Consider the following 15,686-nt stretch of genomic DNA (forward strand, 5'->3'; position numbering starts at 1 on the left):
CAATCACAGCGCGCCGGGTTCGGGCTCGCCGGCATCGCGACGCTCGGGCAGCGGCATGTTGCGCCACGCCTCGGGGGCCTCGGGCACGCGGCCTTCCCAGGCCTCGAGCTGACTCACCGCCCAGTCGCGCATCTGCTCGAAGGTGGGGCGAAGCTCGGCCTCCTGCCATGCCTGCAGCTGTGCCAGCGGCGTCAGGCTGATCAGGATGGTAGCCACCACCAGTACCGCCGCACCGCGGGCAACGCCGAAGCAGGCGCCGGCCACGCGATTGAAAAAGCCCATACCGACCCACTCCACCGCGGCATGCACCATGCGGATGACGATCCCGCACAGCAGCACCACGCCAAGGATGACCAGTACGAAGGCCAGCACCAGCCGGCCGTCGGCGTTGTCGATCACACCGGAAAGCAGGTCGGCCACCGGCTCGGCAAGTAGGCGCGCGGCCAATAGCGCGATGATCCAGGCCGCCAGCCCCAGGCCCTCCCGCACCAGACCGCGCATGAAGCCGGCCAGCGTCGAAACGGCCAGCACGGCGAGAAAGCCCCAGTCGATCCAGGTCAGCGTCATCGTTTCAGTCTCTTACCCTGACCAGTAGACCCTGAAGGTTGGCGCGCTCCTTCACCGTATTCATGGCCCGCTCACCCGACTCCGAGGAGTCGAAGGGGCCCACGTAAACGGTCGTCATGTTATTGTCGCGCCGCCGGCTATAGACGGGGAAGCCCTCTTCCTCGAGCCGTGCCTGCAGGCGCTCGGCATTGCCCGCCTCACCGAAACTGCCCACCTGCACGGCCCACTCGCCGCCCGGCGATGCAGTCGTGGCCGGGGGGGACTGAGGCTCGGGGCTCGATGTAGCCGGCGGGCTGCTTGCCACTCGCTCGGATGCCGCCTGGGCCAGATCGGCAATCGGATCCTGTCGGGGCGCTTCCGCCGGTGGCGCGCCGCTACTTGCCTCGCTCTGCTGAGCCGCCTCGCCCTGCTGAACCGCCACGGCCGGCTGCGGGTCGACTTGTGCTGCCGCCCCGGGCTCCGCGCCCTCCACGGGCAGCTCCGGCTCGGCCGGGGCCGGACTGGTGCCGGGGGAGCGAATCTGGCCAAGGCTCTCCGGCGGCTGCGGATCGGGCACGTTACGCCGCTCCACCGGCACCGGCTGCTCGATGGTCAGAACCGGCTGGGGGCGCTCGTCGCGGGGAGCCGGTTCGTCGAACAGCATCGGCACAAAGATCACGGCCAAGGCGATCAGGATGACCGCCCCGCTGATTCGTTCGCGCATTCCGTATTTCATCATCCCCTCCTGCCCCGCTATGCCGCGTGTGCCTGCTTCCATGACAATATGGCGGCCACCATGAAGAAGGAGCCGCAGACCAGCACCCGATCGTCGGCGGCCAACCGTTCGGCCAGCCACTCGGCACCGGCTTCGGGCGATGCCGCCTGATAAGCGACCTTACCGCCATGAGCCTCGATGCGGCTCGCCAGCTCCGACGCTGCGCGTGCACGTTCGCCACCCAAGGTGGCGGCCACCCACTCATCCGCCACGCCGCCCAACGCCTCGATCACCCCATCGGCATCCTTATCGGCGAGCATGCCTAGCAACACCCAGGTGCGCCCACGGCATGGCTGCGCTGCGAGTCGACCCGCCAGATAGCCAGCAGCGTGCGGATTGTGACCTACGTCCAGGCACCATTGCCCTAGCCACTGCATGCGTCCGGGCACTCGCACATCACGCATGGCTTCGCGACAGCGCTGCTCGTCGAGCACGATGCCGGCCGCCACCAGGGCCTGCAGGGCCGTGGCGGCATTGTCCAGCGGCAACCCCGGATCGGGCAAGCCATCAAGGCTTAGAATTCCCCCTTGAGGTGCGGTTCCCTGCCAGTCGAAGCAACCCTCTGCCGCAGCGGCCTGCCAAGCGAAGTCCGGCCCCAGGGCGCTGACAGGCGCCTCACGCTCCCGGGCCGACTGACGCACGCTGGCGGGAAGCTCGCGGCTGCCCAGCACGGCGGGTCGCCCGGTGCGCATGATACCGGCCTTCTCGCGGCCGATACCTTCGAGCTCATTGCCGAGAAAGGCCGCATGGTCGAGCGCGATGGTGGTGATGACGGCAACATCGGCGTCGATGACGTTGACCGCATCGAGCCGACCGCCCAGCCCTACCTCGAGCACGGCAAGATCGGGGCGGCGCCGCGCGATGAGCCACAGTGCGGCCAGGGTGCCGGCTTCGAAGTAGGTCAGACTGACGGGCTCGTCGGCCAGGCGCGCCGCTTCCACGGCCTCGAAGCCGGCAATCAGCGCAGCGTCGTCCGCCTCGCTGCCATCGAACCGCAGCCGCTCGTTGTAGCGCAGCAGATGCGGTGAGGTATAGGCGGCGGCGCTTAGGCCGTGGGCACGTGCCACCGCCTCGATCATGGCGACGGTGGAACCCTTGCCGTTGGTACCGGCTACGGTGATGATGCGCGACGCCAGAGGCTCATCGAGTAGCCCCATACGGCGGGCCACCTCGGCCACCCTGTCGAGGCCGAGGTCGATGCCCACCGGGTGCACCCGCTCCAGGTACTCGAGCCAGGCATCCAGCGTACGCGTCGTCGAGGACATCACGAGCCTTCAGCGCGCCACATCGGAGCGACCATCCGCATCCTCGGATGGGGTCGAGGTATCGGCATCTTCCGGCGTGTCCAGCTCGGCCGCCTCGATGATCTCACCCTCTTCCGCCGCCGCACGCTCGGCCTCGTCGACCAGATCCGGCTCGTGCAGCAGATTCTCTTCAAGACCGATGGGCGGCTGGTGAGTCAGCTTGCGCAGTACGCTCCCCAGACGCGAGCGCATTTCGCCGCGCGGCACGATCATGTCCACCGTGCCGTGCTCGAGCAGGAACTCGCTGCGCTGGAAGTCTTCCGGCAGCTTCTCGCGCACGGTCTGTTCGATCACACGCGGGCCGGCGAAGCCGATCAGCGCATTGGGCTCGGCCACGTTGAGATCGCCGAGCATGGCCAGTGAGGCGGACACACCGCCGAATACCGGGTCGGTGAGTACCGAGATGTAAGGCACGCCCGCCACGCGCAGACGCTCCAGCGCCGCCGAGGTCTTGGCCATCTGCATCAGCGAGAACAGTGCTTCCTGCATCCGTGCCCCGCCCGAGGCGGAGAAGCAGATGAAGGGAATGCGCTCCTCCAGGGCCAGGGTGGCGGCGCGCACGAACTTCTCGCCCACCACGGCACCCATCGAGCCGCCCATGAAGGTGAACTCGAAGGCCACCACGACGACAGGCAAGCCATCGAGCTTGCCGCGCATGGCCACCAGGGCATCCTTCTCACCGGTCTCTTTCTGGGCCGCATTGAGGCGGTCCTTGTACTTCTTGGAGTCGCGGAACTTGAGACGATCCACCGGCTCCAGCTCGGCCGAGATCTCTTCCCGCCCCTCCTTGTCGAGGAACCAGTCGAGACGCTTGCGCGCGGTCAGGCGCAGGTGATGATCGCACTTGGGACAGACGTTGTGATGCTTCTCCAGTTCGGGCAGATAGAGCACCGCCTCGCACTTCGGGCACTTGCGCCACAGGCCGTCGGGCACGCTGGCCCGCCGGTCCTTGCGCTGAATCCGCCCCATGGAGGGCACAATCTTGTCGAGCCAGCTCATGTCAGAAAGGCTTCCGTATGCTGTTGCGCCCGGTCGTGCCGGGCGTCATGAGTCGAATCTTTAGCAGGGCAAGGGCGCGCTCAGCGGGCAGGCAACGCATCCAGGGCCTGACGCATCTCGCTCAGCACCGCCTTGAGCTCATCGGCAATCGCTTCCGGCCGCTCGGCGTTGTCGGCAATCCGGCTGACCAGCGCGCTGCCGACGATCACGCCATCGGCGACCTTGCCAACCTCGGCGGCCGAGGCACCGTCACGGATACCGAAACCGACGCACAGCGGCAACTCGGTCAGACCGCGCAGCGGCGCCAGATGCTCGGCCACGTCGGCGGCATTGAGCGTGGCGGCCCCGGTCACGCCCTTGAGCGCAACATAGTAGAGATAGCCCTCGCCATGGGCGCATATTGTAGCGGCCCGCTCACGCGAAGTGGTAGGGGCGACGAGAAAGATCGACGCCAGACCGCGCTGCTTGAGGATGGGGCCGAACTCGTCGGCCTCCTCCGGCGGCATGTCCACGGTCAGCACGCCATCGACACCGGCCGCGGCGGCCTGGTCGGCAAAAGCCTCGAGGCCGATGCGCTCGACCGGGTTGAGGTAGCCCATCAGCACCACGGGCGTATCGCCGTCGGTCTGACGGAACTCGCGCACCATCTCGAACAGGTGGGTCAGGCGCACCTTGTGCTGGAGCGCCCGCTCGCAGGCCTTCTGGATCACCGGGCCATCGGCCATGGGGTCGGAAAACGGCACGCCCAGCTCGATCACGTCGGCGCCCGCCTCCACCAGCGCGTGCATGAAGCCAACCGTGTACTGCGGGGCCGGGTCGCCGGCGGTGATATAGGGAATCAGCGCGCGGCGGCCCTGGGTCTTGAGTTCGGCGAAGCGTTTGTCGATTCGATTCATCGTCAGAACTCCAGGCCGTCGATCTTGGCGACCGTCATGATGTCCTTGTCGCCGCGGCCGGAAAGGTTGACCACGATGTTCTGGTCGGGCCGCATGGTCGGCGCCAACACCTTGGCGTGGGCCAGCGCATGGGCCGACTCCAGCGCCGGCATGATGCCCTCGATACGGGTCAGCTCGCGGAACGCCTCGAGCACGGCATCGTCGTTGGCGACCACGTACTGCACGCGTCCCACGTCCTTCCACAGGGCGTGCTCGGGACCGACTCCCGGATAGTCCAGACCGGCCGAAATCGAGTGGGTGTCGGACACCTGGCCGCCCTCGTCGGACATCAGGTAGGTGCGGTTGCCATGCAGTACGCCGCGCGGCGCGTTGGAGGCCAGCGGGGCCGCATGGCGTCCAGTGTCGACGCCGTCGCCGCCGGCTTCGACACCGTACATGGCGACCTCGTCGTCCTCGACGAAGGGGTAGAACAGGCCCATGGCGTTGGAGCCGCCGCCGACACAGGCGATCAGCGCATCGGGCAGCTTGCCGAATTCCTCCAGCGACTGACGACGCGCCTCGCGGCCGACCACGGCATTGAAGTCACGCACCAGCATGGGGTACGGGTGCGGGCCGGCCACGGTGCCGATGATGTAGAAGGTGTCGTCGACGTTGGTCACCCAGTCGCGCAGCGCTTCGTTCATGGCGTCCTTGAGGGTGCGGGTACCCGACTCCACCGGAATCACGGTGGCCCCCAGCAGGCGCATGCGGTAGACGTTGAGCTTCTGGCGCTGCACGTCCTCGGCGCCCATGTAGACTTCGCACTTGAGCCCCAGGCGAGCCGCCACGGTGGCCGTCGCTACGCCATGCTGGCCGGCACCAGTCTCGGCGATGACCCGCGGCTTGCCACTCATCTTGGCCAGCAGCGCCTGACCGATGGTGTTGTTCACCTTGTGCGCGCCGGTGTGGTTGAGGTCTTCGCGCTTGAGCCAGATCCGTGCACCACCCAGCTTCTTCGACCATCGCTCCGCATGGTAGAGCGGAGAGGGACGGCCCACGTAATGGGCCAGGTCATAGTCGAATTCGGCCTGGAAATCCGGATCGTCGCGAAGACGCATGTAGGTCTTCTCCAGATCGTCCAGGGCGAAGCTCAGGGTCTCCGAAACGAACCGGCCGCCGTAGGGGCCAAAGTGGCCGCGGGCGTCCGGCAGTCGGGTCAGGTCACTGAACTTGCTCACTAAAGACACCTCATAGGGTCGCCATAAGGGAATGGGGGTGGTGTTGGGCCAGGCCCGGAAAAATGGATACGGGTCACGCCTGGTGGGTGCGGTCGACCTGAGCCACTGCCGCGGCGAAGGCCGCCAGCAAACCGCTATCCTTGCGCCCAGGCGCGGCTTCCACGCCACCGGAAACGTCCACCGCAAAAGGGCGAACAAGCTCGATGGCTTGCGCCACGTTGTCCGGACCGAGCCCCCCCGCGAGAATAACAGGTTTTGCCAGGTTTGCGGGGATTCGCGACCAGTCGAACGTCTCGCCGGTGCCGCCCGGCACGCCGGGGCGATAGGCATCCAGCAACAAGGCCTGGGCGCCGGCGTAGGCTTCTGCGGCAGCGTGCAGGTCGAGGTCGTCGCGCATGCGCAGAGCCTTGATCCAGGGCCGGCCGAAGCCGGCGCAGAACGCCGGCGTCTCGTCGCCGTGGAACTGCAGCAGGTCGAGATGCTCGGCGCAACGCGCGATCAGCTCGGGCTGCTGATCGACGAACAGCCCCACTCGGGTGACGAAGGCCGGCACCCGTGCCGACAGTGCGGCAAGGCGCGCCTCGTCGACGCAACGCTTGCTGCCGGGCCAGAGCACGAAGCCCAGCGCATCGGCGCCGACGGCCACGGCATCGGCCACGTCCTGTTCGCGACTCAGGCCACAGAACTTGATCCGGGTGCGTGCGGGCAGCACAAGATTAGTGGTCATGCGTCGTCCTCTTCGTCCATGGCGCCGTTACCCACAGCCAGTGGGCGACCTCGACGAAATTCGACCATGGGGCAGTCCGGCAGTTCGCGCTCACCCGTCCACTCACCGAGAAAGGCCAGCAGATTAGGGCCCAGCGGCTCCTGTGGCAGCCCCCAGGCGCCGTCGTAGAGCGAGTCGACGAAATGCAGACCGCAGGCCGGTGCCGTCACGTCGGACAGCGTACGGTCCTTCAGCGCCAGCAGTTCGGCTAGATAGCCTTCCCCCTGCTCACCGCGCCCCACGCTGACCAGCGCGCCTACGATGTTGCGGACCATATGGTGGAGAAAGGCATTGCCCTGCACGTCGACGACCACCAGCGGGCCATGACGGCGAACCTCGATGAAATGCAGATGCCGCCAAGGCGTCTTGGATTGACAGCCCGCGGCGCGGAAACTGGAGAAGTCATGCTCGCCAACCAACGCCTGAGCCGCGCGATGCATGGCATCGGCATCGAGCGGGTCGCGACACCAGGTGACGTTGGCGCGCTCCAGCACCGGCCGGCTCATCTGGTTGAGAATGAGGTAGCGATAGCGGCGCGCCAGCGCCTTGAAGCGGGCATGGAAGTCGTCGGGTACCTCACGCACCCAACGCACTGCGACATCCCGCGCCAGATTGGCGTTGACACCGAACACCCAGGCCTTCTCGGAACGCGGCGCAGGGGCGTCGAAGTGCACGACCTGGCGGGTGGCGTGCACGCCGGAGTCGGTACGCCCGCTGGCATGCACCGTGACCGGTTGGCTCGCCACCCTGCACAGCGCTCGCTCCAGCTCACCCTGAACCGAAGCGGCATGCTTGAGCCGCTGCCAACCGCAATAGGCACTGCCGTCGTACTCCACCCCCATGGCCAAGCGGCCGCGCAGGGGGTGACGATCATCGAGAAGTCGAAAAAGGCTCATGCCACCGTCAGAGTCGATAATGAGTGATCAGCGCCTCGACCTCTTCACGCAGGCGAGACGACTCGGCCCCTTGGGACAACCTCTGCAACAGAGGACGAGCACGTTCGACCTCGCCGCTTTCCAATAAACGGCGAGCTTCGCTCAGCTCCTCCCACTGGACAGACTCGTCCGGGGTGGCGCCATTATCCCGCTCCAGCGGCGGGAAGGCCACCTCCTCCACCTCCCACCGCTCCTCCTCATCAAGAGAAGACTCCTCGCGTGGGGACGGCTCGCTTTCAGAGACTGACAGCGAGTCGTCAATCGCATCCATCCGAGGAAACTCTATGCTCGGTTGCATCGGCGTCTCTACCCTGGGAGCCGGTTCCGGGTCGAGACGAGGGGGGCGATAGTCGATGACGTCCCACTCGATGGGCACCGCCTGCTGCGCTGGACGCGCCTGTAGCTCCTCGGCCGGCCCATCGCCGCCCGGCTCATATGCAGCGGCAGCTCCTGCGGTCGCTTCCCGATCCCGGGCAAGCGGCGGGAAAGCGACTTCGTCAGCCGTACCGTCGCCATCAGTCGGCGCTTCACCACCGTCTCGAGAGGGCTCGGCCGCAGGCTCGTCCCCAGCCGTTACCTCTCCAGGCATGCCTTCAATGGGCGTGGCCGCGTGACGGCGCTCGTACGGCTCATCCACCGTCGACTCATCAGTCTCTCGGTCCATACCGGCGCGGTCGCTCTCGGCATGGCGTCTGGCCATCAATCTGGCCGCTTCGGCCAGCAGAGCGGAGTCGCCGGTTTCGGCGAGCACCTGCATCTCTTCCTCGGCAGCCTGCCAGTTCCCCTGCTCCACATGGACGTTGAGCAGTTTGAGGCGCTGGTCGTGGCGCTCGGGATCACGGGCAAGACTGGCCTCGAGCATTTCCCGGGCCTGATCGTAGCGGCCATATGCCATGAAGATGTCGGCTTCGCTGATGGCCTCAGCCTGCGGCATCGCCGGACGCGGCGCCTCCTGCTCTTGCACCTCGGTGTCGCCTACGCTCATGCCTGTCGCCAGCGGCGGCATCATGGTGGCAGCCGGACTCGGCGACGGCATCGCGTCGACAGGCGGCACGCCATGTACCATGTTGGGTACGGAGACACTCCCCGTCCCAGTCGCGGTGTGACGTTGACGCCGACGTACCCAGAGCCACAGGCCCAACAGCGCGGCTAGCCCGGCTCCGCCCAGCAGCAGATGACGGTCGATGTCAGCGGGATGAACGGCTCCCCACCAGGGCGTCTCTTCGATCTGACCCTCTGGCTGCACGACGACACTGCCGATTCCCATGCCCGTGTCTGCCCTGCCATCGGCGAGCAGGGCCGCCAGCTGTTCGCGCATCGTCTCGACTTCATCACGCAGCTCTCCGAGCTCCTGCTGCAGGGTGTCGCGCTCGGCCTGCACCTCTTCCAGCGCGGCATGGCTCTCCTGCCAGCGCTGTTCGAGCAGTGCAAGACGCGGCTCGCCCTGCCCCAGCGCTAACTCCCCGCCCCCCAGGGCCGACAGCACGTCGGCATCGAGGGCATGGCCGGCCGCATCCGCGCCCTGCAGTGCAGCCTCCGCCGCAAGCTCTTCGTCACTGAGCAGCGTAAGTCGCGGAGTGGCATCGCCAGTATCGCCAGCCGCCGTCGTAGGCATGGCAGTATCGACCAAAGCCGCTGGTGTCGGCTCGGGTTCGGCCGCAGCGACCCGCTCAACTGCCTCGGTCGCAGCGGCGGCCACCTGTACGCTTTCAGCCACAGGAGCCGACGGCCCAAGGGGAACGCGTGCGGGAGTGCCGCTGCCGCGATTGGCCCAGGCCTGGTTCATCGCCTGAACGATGTGATCGGCCTGGGTACCGGTGCGAGAAGCGATGGCTTCACGTGACGGCACGACGAGGCCATGGCCGGCACGCATGGCATTAATATTACCCGAGGGGAAGACATCCGGATTGGCCTCGACCAGCGCAACCATCATCTGGTTCATGCTGACTCCGCTGTCGGGCCGCAGGCGCCCGGCTACCGACCACAGCGTATCGCCGCTGCCCACCCAGGCGGTGCCTGCCGTCATGGGTTGGTTTGCGAGCGTGGCGGCAAGCTGGGAAACCGACTCGCCAGCCGGCTGAGCAACTCGCTCCGAGACCTGAGCGACAGGTTGGGAGCGACGGCTCGAACCGCTGACCAGTACCGGCATGCTGTCGTAGTCCGGCGGATCCAGCAGCAGGGTAACCTCACGCAGCTGCGTCCCGCTGGGCCAGTCGAAACGCAGCAGCAGGTCCATCCAGGGTTCGCGTACCACCCGCTCACTGGCCAGCGTCACCACCCACCGCCCCTGACGCACCTCGACATCGGCGCTCACGCTGGCCGCAAGCGGGGTACGCAACAAGCCTGCTGATTCGAATTCACGCGAGCCTGCCACGCTGACCCGCAGCCGCTCGGGGTCGAGTCCTGCCGTATCGGTGAGCGGAATCACAGCGCGCAGCGGTGCGTTCAAGGTGGAGCGAACATCGACTTCACCGACACCCAGTGCCAGCGCCGGTGGGCTGACGGCCGAAAGCGACAGCAGCATGGCCAGTGACAACTTACGTCTCATCGAATTCCCTTGCGTTGCCCGCTTGCTTACGAAACGCCCGGTTCTTGTAATGCCAACGTTTAGAACATGACGGAATATGTACCATATTTGCGCACTGTCTGCGCCACCCCGGCGGATACGCATGGGAGCCAACTCATCATCGCAGCCTCCCCTCATATACAAACGGGGCATCTCCCTAGGAGATGCCCCGTCCTTGGCACTGCGAAAAGATCACTGCTCGCGCAGGATCTTCAGCATCCGCTTGAGCGGCTCGGCCGCGCCCCACAGCAGCTGATCACCGGCGGTGAAGGCCGAGAGGTACTCGCCGCCCATGTTCATCTTGCGCAGACGGCCAACCGGGACACTCAAGGTACCGGTAACGACCGAGGGCGTCAGCCCGGCGATGGTGGCTTCCTTGTCATTGGGGATCACCTTGACCCACTCGTTGTGCTTGGCGATGCGCTCCTCGATTTCATCTATCGGCACATCTTTCTTCAACTTGATGGTAAAGGCCTGGCTGTGTGAGCGCATGGCGCCGATGCGCACGCAGATGCCGTCGATGGGCACCGGATTGTCCTGGATACCCAGAATCTTGTTGGTCTCGACGCTGCCTTTCCACTCTTCGCGGCTCTGGCCGTTGTCGAGCTTGGTGTCGATCCAGGGCAGCAGGCTGCCGGCCAGCGGCGCAGTGAAATTATCGATCGGGAAGTCGCCGCCACGCATGGCCTGGGTGACCTTGCGATCGATCTCGAGAATGGCACTGGCGGGATCGTTCAGCTCATCGGCCACGCAATCGCGTAATGCACCCATCTGCAGCAGCAACTCGCGCATGTGCTTGGCGCCGGAGCCTGAGGCGGCCTGATAGGTCATGGAGGTCATCCACTCGATCAGATCGGCCTCGAACAGGCCGCCCAGCCCCATCAGCATCAGGCTGACGGTACAGTTGCCACCAACGAAGGTCTTCGCGCCACGCGCCAACTGGTCGTCGATGACACGACGATTGACCGGGTCGAGCACGATGGTCGCCTCGTCCGCCATGCGCAGGGTGCTGGCGGCATCGATCCAGTAGCCCTTCCAACCGCCGCCGCGCAGATCACCGTAAACCTGCTTGGTGTAGTCGCCGCCCTGGCAGGTGATCACGACATCCAACGCCTTGAGCTCGTCGATGTCGGTGGCATCCTTGAGCGGAGGAACGTCGACGCCGATATCCGGGCCGGGCTTGCCGACCTGGGAGGTGGTGAAGAAGATCGGCTCGATGCCGTCGAAATCACCATCCTCCTGCATGCGCTGCATGAGCACGGAGCCAACCATGCCGCGCCACCCGACGAAACCGACTTTCAACATGTGAAGTCCTCCTGAAGAGAATGAGGCCAATAGTATACATGACCCGGCCCCACCTCGCAGGCGGGCCCGGGCGCAAGAGCTAGAGACGAAGAATGCTCAACGGCCGTCAGGCCGACTCGAAAGCCGCCAGCACCGCATCGCCCATCTCGCAGGTGGAGACGGTACGCGTTCCTTCCGAAGCGATATCCGCGGTACGCAGGCCGTCGTCCAGCACCTTGCCTACGGCAGCCTCGATGCGGCTGGCGAACTCGGGCTCGCCGAGGGAGTAGCGCAGCATCATCGCCACCGAGAGAATGGTCGCCAGCGGGTTGGCGATGCCTTTGCCGGCGATGTCCGGCGCGCTGCCGTGGCACGGCTCGTACATGCCCTGCCCGCTCTCGTTGAGCGAGGCCGAGGGCAGCATGCCGATGGAGCCGGTGAGCATGGCGGCGGCGTCGGAGAGGATGTCGCCGAACATGTTGCCGGTGACCATCACGTCGAACTGCTTGGGTGCCCGCACCAGTTGCATGGCGGCGTTGTCGACGTACATGTGCGAGAGCTCGACGTCGGGGTACTCGGGTGCCAGCCGCTCCATCACCTCACGCCACAGGATGGTGACCTCGAGCACGTTGGCCTTGTCGACGCTGCACAGGCGCTTGCCGCGCTTCTGCGCCAGCTCGAAGGCGACCCGGCCGATACGCTCGATCTCACTCTCGGAGTAGACGTAGGTGTTGAAACCGACGCGCTGGCCGTCGCGCACCTCGATGCCGCGGGGCTGGCCGAAGTAGATGCCGCCGGTGAGCTCGCGCACGATCATGATGTCGAGGCCGGCCACCAGCTCGGGCTTGAGGCTGGAGGCGCTGGCCAGCTGCGGGTAGGTGATGGCCGGGCGCAGGTTGGCGAACAGGCCGAGGTTCTTGCGCAGGCCGAGCAGGCCCTTCTCCGGGCGCTTGGAGAGGTCCTCGAGCTTGTCCCACTTGGGTCCGCCCACGGCGCCGAGCAGGATGGCATCGGCGGCCTTGGCCTTGTCCAGGGTCACGGCGGGCAGCGGCTCGCCGTGCTCGTCATAGGCGCTACCACCGACCAGCCCTTCCTCGATCTCGATGTCGAGGCCGTGGGCCTGGCAGGCGGCGAGGATGCGGCTGGCCTCGGCAGTGATCTCGGGGCCGATGCCGTCACCCGGCAGTACCAGAATCTTGCGTGTCATCATTGCTTCCTTGTTCAAGCGGTATCGCGGAACAGCCACGGCCGGGCCTGGCGATGCTTCACCTCGAAGGCGCGAATGGCGTCCTCGTCCTGCAGCGTGATGCCGATGTCGTCCAGGCCCTCGAGCAGACAGTGCTTGCGGAAGGCGTCGACTTCGAACTCGAGGATCTCCCCCGAGGGGGTGATCACCCGCTGATTCTTCAGATCCACGTCGAGGCGGTAGCCTTCGTTCGCCTCCACTTCGCGGAACAGTCGGTCGACGACGTCCTCCGGCAAGGTGATCAGCAGCAGGCCGTTCTTGAAGGCATTGTTGTAGAAGATGTCGGCAAAGCTCGGCGCGATCACCACGCGGAAGCCGAAATCTTCCAGCGCCCAGGGGGCGTGCTCGCGGGAGCTGCCGCAGCCGAAGTTACGCCGTGCCAGCAGCACGCTGGCGCCCTGATAGCGCGACTGGTTGAGCACGAAATCCGGGTTGAGCGGACGCTGGGTGCAGTCCTGCCCGGGCTGCCCCTCGTCGAGGTAGCGCAGCTCATCGAACAGATTGACGCCGAAGCCGGTGCGCTTGATCGACTTCAGGAACTGCTTGGGGATGATCAGGTCGGTGTCGACGTTGGCCCGGTCGAGCGGTGCGACGAGCCCTTCGGTGCGTACGAACTTTCTCATGGCTCAAGCCTCCTCTGCGACAGGCTGTGCGTCGAGACGACGCACGTCGACGAAATGGCCGGCGATGGCGGCGGCGGCGGCCATGGCCGGGCTGACCAGATGGGTGCGCCCGCCGTAGCCCTGGCGGCCCTCGAAGTTGCGGTTCGAGGTGGAGGCACAGTGCTCGCCGGCACCGAGCTTGTCGGCATTCATCGCCAGACACATGGAGCAGCCCGGCTCACGCCACTCGAAGCCTGCCTCGATGAAGATCTTGTCGAGCCCCTCGGCCTCGGCCTGGCGCTTCACCAGGCCGGAGCCCGGCACCACCATGGCGAGCTTGATGGAGTCGGCCACCTTCTTGCCGCGTGCCACCTTGGCCGCCTCGCGCAGGTCCTCAATGCGTGAGTTGGTGCAGGAGCCGATGAAGACCTTGTCGAGCTTGATGTCGATGATCTTCTGCTTGGGCGCGAGGCCCATGTACTCCAGTGCACGGGTATAGCCGCGCTTGACCGTGTCGTCACCCTGCTCGGCCGGGTCGGGCACTTCGCCGGAAATACCGGTGACCATTTCGGGGCTGGTGCCCCAGCTCACCTGGGGTTCGATCTCGGCGGCGTCCAGCGTCACCACCTTGTCGAACTCGGCGTCCGCATCGGAAACCAGATTGCGCCAGTCGGCCACGGCGGCCTGCCACTGCTCGCCCCGGGGAGCGAAGGGACGCTCGGCGAGATACTCGATGGTGGTGTCGTCCACCGCGATCAGGCCGACCCGGGCGCCGGCCTCGATGGCCATGTTGCACACCGTCATGCGGCCTTCCATGGAGAGGTCGCGGATGGCGCTGCCGGCGAACTCAATGGCATAGCCGGTACCGCCGGCGGTGCCGATCTTGCCGATGATGGCCAGCACCACGTCCTTGGCGGTGACGCCAGTGCCGAGCTTGCCCTCGACACGCACCTGCATGTTCTTCATCTTCTGCGCCAGCAGGCATTGGGTAGCGAGCACGTGCTCCACCTCGGAGGTGCCGATGCCGTGGGCCAGCGCGGCGAAGGCGCCATGGGTAGCGGTGTGGGAGTCGCCGCAGACCACGGTCATGCCCGGCAGGGTGGCGCCCTGCTCCGGCCCTACCACATGGACGATGCCCTGGCGCGGGTCGTTGATCTTGAACTCTTCGATGCCGAACTCGACGCAATTGTCGTCCAGCGTCTGCACCTGGATCAGCGACACCGGGTCCTTGATGCCGGCGTTACCCTCGGCGCGTTCCTTCACCGTGGTCGGCACGTTGTGGTCCGGCGTGGCCAGGTTGGCGTCGAGACGCCACGGCTTGCGCCCGGCCAGACGCAGCCCCTCGAAGGCCTGCGGCGAGGTCACTTCGTGCAGCAGCTGGCGGTCGATGTAGATCAGTGCGGTGCCGTCGTCGCGCTCCTTCACCAGGTGCTGCGACCACAGCTTGTCGTAAAGCGTCTGGCCTGCCATATCGTTCTCCCGGGCTCTATGGCCCTTTGCCTGTCCGGTCTGGGGAAACACTGCACAAATGCCTACGCGAGCGAATCGCTACGTTGCGCGGTGCTCGGAATCCTCACATATACCCCATATGCTCCGGTTCCTGTGCTCCGTGCGCCTTGCGCTTCATCTCGCTCGGCGATTTGTTCAGCGCTTCCCAAGGTTCGCCGATCTCGTACGTTTTGCCTCACGAGCCATTGCAGCAGGACTCGCCGAGGGGCGCCGGGGACAGGTCGGAGAGGAGGTCATTTGCCATGGATGGCAAATGTAGCGTCCAGGGATGGATTCACAGCGCCTCCTCGAAGACCTTGTCGCCGGCAAAGCCCCGACATGCCAAGGCTACTCCTTTCCTGCATCGCCATGGCCGAGTGATTGCAGTCTTGCGCGGCTCGCCCATAAAAGCAATTCATGTTATTTATTCATTGGATTCCATAAAGGAATACAAAAGAGAAATGGATACCCAAAGCCTGCAAGCCTTCCTCGCCGTGGCCGACAGCGGCAGCTTCTCCCGCGCCGCCGAGCAGCTGCACCTGACCCAGCCGGCGGTCTCCAAGCGCATCGCCACTCTGGAAGACCAGATCGGCGCGCGGCTTTTCGATCGCATCGGCCGCCGCGTCACCCTCACCGAGGCGGGCCGGGTACTGCTGCCCCGAGCCCGGCAAATCCTCGTCATGGTGGACGACAGCCGGCGTGCCCTGACCAATCTCGAAGGTCAGGTGGCAGGCAGCCTGACGCTTGCCACCAGTCACCATATCGGCCTGCACCGCCTGCCGCCGCTGCTCAAGGCCTATACAGAGGCCCATCCTGAGGTACGCATGGACCTGCGCTTCCTCGACTCGGAGCTGGCCTATCAGGGGGTGTTGGACGGCGAGCTGGAGATCGCCGTGGTGACCCTGGCGCCGCACCCGGACCCGCAGCTCGTCGTGGTACCCGTGTGGCAGGATCGCATGTGCTTCGTCTGTGCCCACGACCACCCGCTGGCCGGTCATGGGCGGCTTACGCTGCATGAACTGTGCGCCTTCGATGCCGTGCTCCCCGGCCCGCTGACCTTCA

The 15,686-nt window shown here is 65.9% G+C and carries 14 protein-coding genes; 1 reads left to right on the forward strand and 13 read right to left on the reverse strand.

Features of this window, described 5'->3' with window-relative positions; genetic code table 11:
- Positions 1-3: 3 nt before the first annotated feature.
- From B8115_RS16950 to leuC, 13 genes are all read right to left on the reverse strand, one after another.
- Positions 4-567 (reverse strand): CvpA family protein, encoded by a 564-nt coding sequence (locus B8115_RS16950; protein WP_010629025.1) that lies wholly within the window; start codon positions 565-567, stop codon positions 4-6.
- Between the two features lie 4 nt (positions 568-571).
- Complete coding sequence (locus B8115_RS16955; RefSeq protein ID WP_026038193.1) at positions 572-1,282, reverse strand: SPOR domain-containing protein; 711 nt, start codon at positions 1,280-1,282, stop codon at positions 572-574.
- A 17-nt stretch (positions 1,283-1,299) separates the two neighbouring features.
- Entirely contained in the window at positions 1,300-2,586 is a 1,287-nt protein-coding gene (gene folC, locus B8115_RS16960; protein WP_010629027.1) for a bifunctional tetrahydrofolate synthase/dihydrofolate synthase, read from the reverse strand.
- Positions 2,587-2,595: 9 nt separating this feature from the next.
- The gene (gene accD, locus B8115_RS16965; RefSeq protein WP_010629028.1) at positions 2,596-3,624 is read right to left on the reverse strand and encodes an acetyl-CoA carboxylase, carboxyltransferase subunit beta; all 1,029 of its coding nucleotides are present in this window, start codon (positions 3,622-3,624) and stop codon (positions 2,596-2,598) included.
- An 80-nt stretch (positions 3,625-3,704) separates the two neighbouring features.
- Positions 3,705-4,520 carry a tryptophan synthase subunit alpha gene (gene trpA / locus B8115_RS16970; RefSeq protein ID WP_010629029.1) on the reverse strand — a complete coding sequence of 272 codons (816 nt, stop codon included), beginning with the start codon at positions 4,518-4,520 and terminating at the stop codon, positions 3,705-3,707.
- A gap of 2 nt (positions 4,521-4,522) precedes the next feature.
- Positions 4,523-5,737: a tryptophan synthase subunit beta gene (gene trpB / locus B8115_RS16975; RefSeq protein ID WP_010629030.1), complete on the reverse strand. Its 1,215-nt coding sequence runs from the start codon at positions 5,735-5,737 to the stop codon at positions 4,523-4,525.
- 73 nt (positions 5,738-5,810) lie between these two features.
- A complete protein-coding gene (locus tag B8115_RS16980; RefSeq protein ID WP_010629031.1) occupies positions 5,811-6,464 on the reverse strand; it encodes a phosphoribosylanthranilate isomerase in 654 nt (217 codons plus the stop codon).
- A complete protein-coding gene (gene truA / locus B8115_RS16985; protein WP_010629032.1) occupies positions 6,461-7,399 on the reverse strand; it encodes a tRNA pseudouridine(38-40) synthase TruA in 939 nt (312 codons plus the stop codon). Before truA ends, B8115_RS16980 begins: the two co-directional genes overlap by 4 nt.
- Positions 7,400-7,406: 7 nt before the next feature.
- Complete coding sequence (locus B8115_RS16990) at positions 7,407-9,986, reverse strand: FimV/HubP family polar landmark protein (RefSeq protein WP_158409659.1); 2,580 nt, start codon at positions 9,984-9,986, stop codon at positions 7,407-7,409.
- 210 nt (positions 9,987-10,196) lie between these two features.
- Entirely contained in the window at positions 10,197-11,309 is a 1,113-nt protein-coding gene (gene asd / locus B8115_RS16995; RefSeq protein ID WP_010629034.1) for an aspartate-semialdehyde dehydrogenase, read from the reverse strand.
- Between the two features lie 106 nt (positions 11,310-11,415).
- Positions 11,416-12,495, reverse strand: coding sequence for a 3-isopropylmalate dehydrogenase (gene leuB / locus B8115_RS17000; protein WP_010629035.1), 1,080 nt, complete (start codon positions 12,493-12,495; stop codon positions 11,416-11,418).
- A gap of 14 nt (positions 12,496-12,509) precedes the next feature.
- Positions 12,510-13,157, reverse strand: a complete 648-nt coding sequence (gene leuD / locus B8115_RS17005) for a 3-isopropylmalate dehydratase small subunit (protein WP_010629036.1) — start codon at positions 13,155-13,157, stop codon at positions 12,510-12,512.
- Positions 13,158-13,160: 3 nt separating this feature from the next.
- Entirely contained in the window at positions 13,161-14,606 is a 1,446-nt protein-coding gene (gene leuC, locus B8115_RS17010; protein WP_010629037.1) for a 3-isopropylmalate dehydratase large subunit, read from the reverse strand.
- 479 nt (positions 14,607-15,085) lie between these two features.
- Between leuC and B8115_RS17015 the strand changes: the two genes are divergently transcribed.
- On the forward strand, positions 15,086-15,686 hold a 601-nt coding region (locus B8115_RS17015), incomplete at its 3' end, for a LysR family transcriptional regulator (protein WP_010629038.1).

The sequence above is a fragment of the Halomonas sp. KM-1 genome (genome assembly GCF_000246875.1).
Lineage (GTDB): Bacteria > Pseudomonadota > Gammaproteobacteria > Pseudomonadales > Halomonadaceae > Halomonas > Halomonas aerodenitrificans.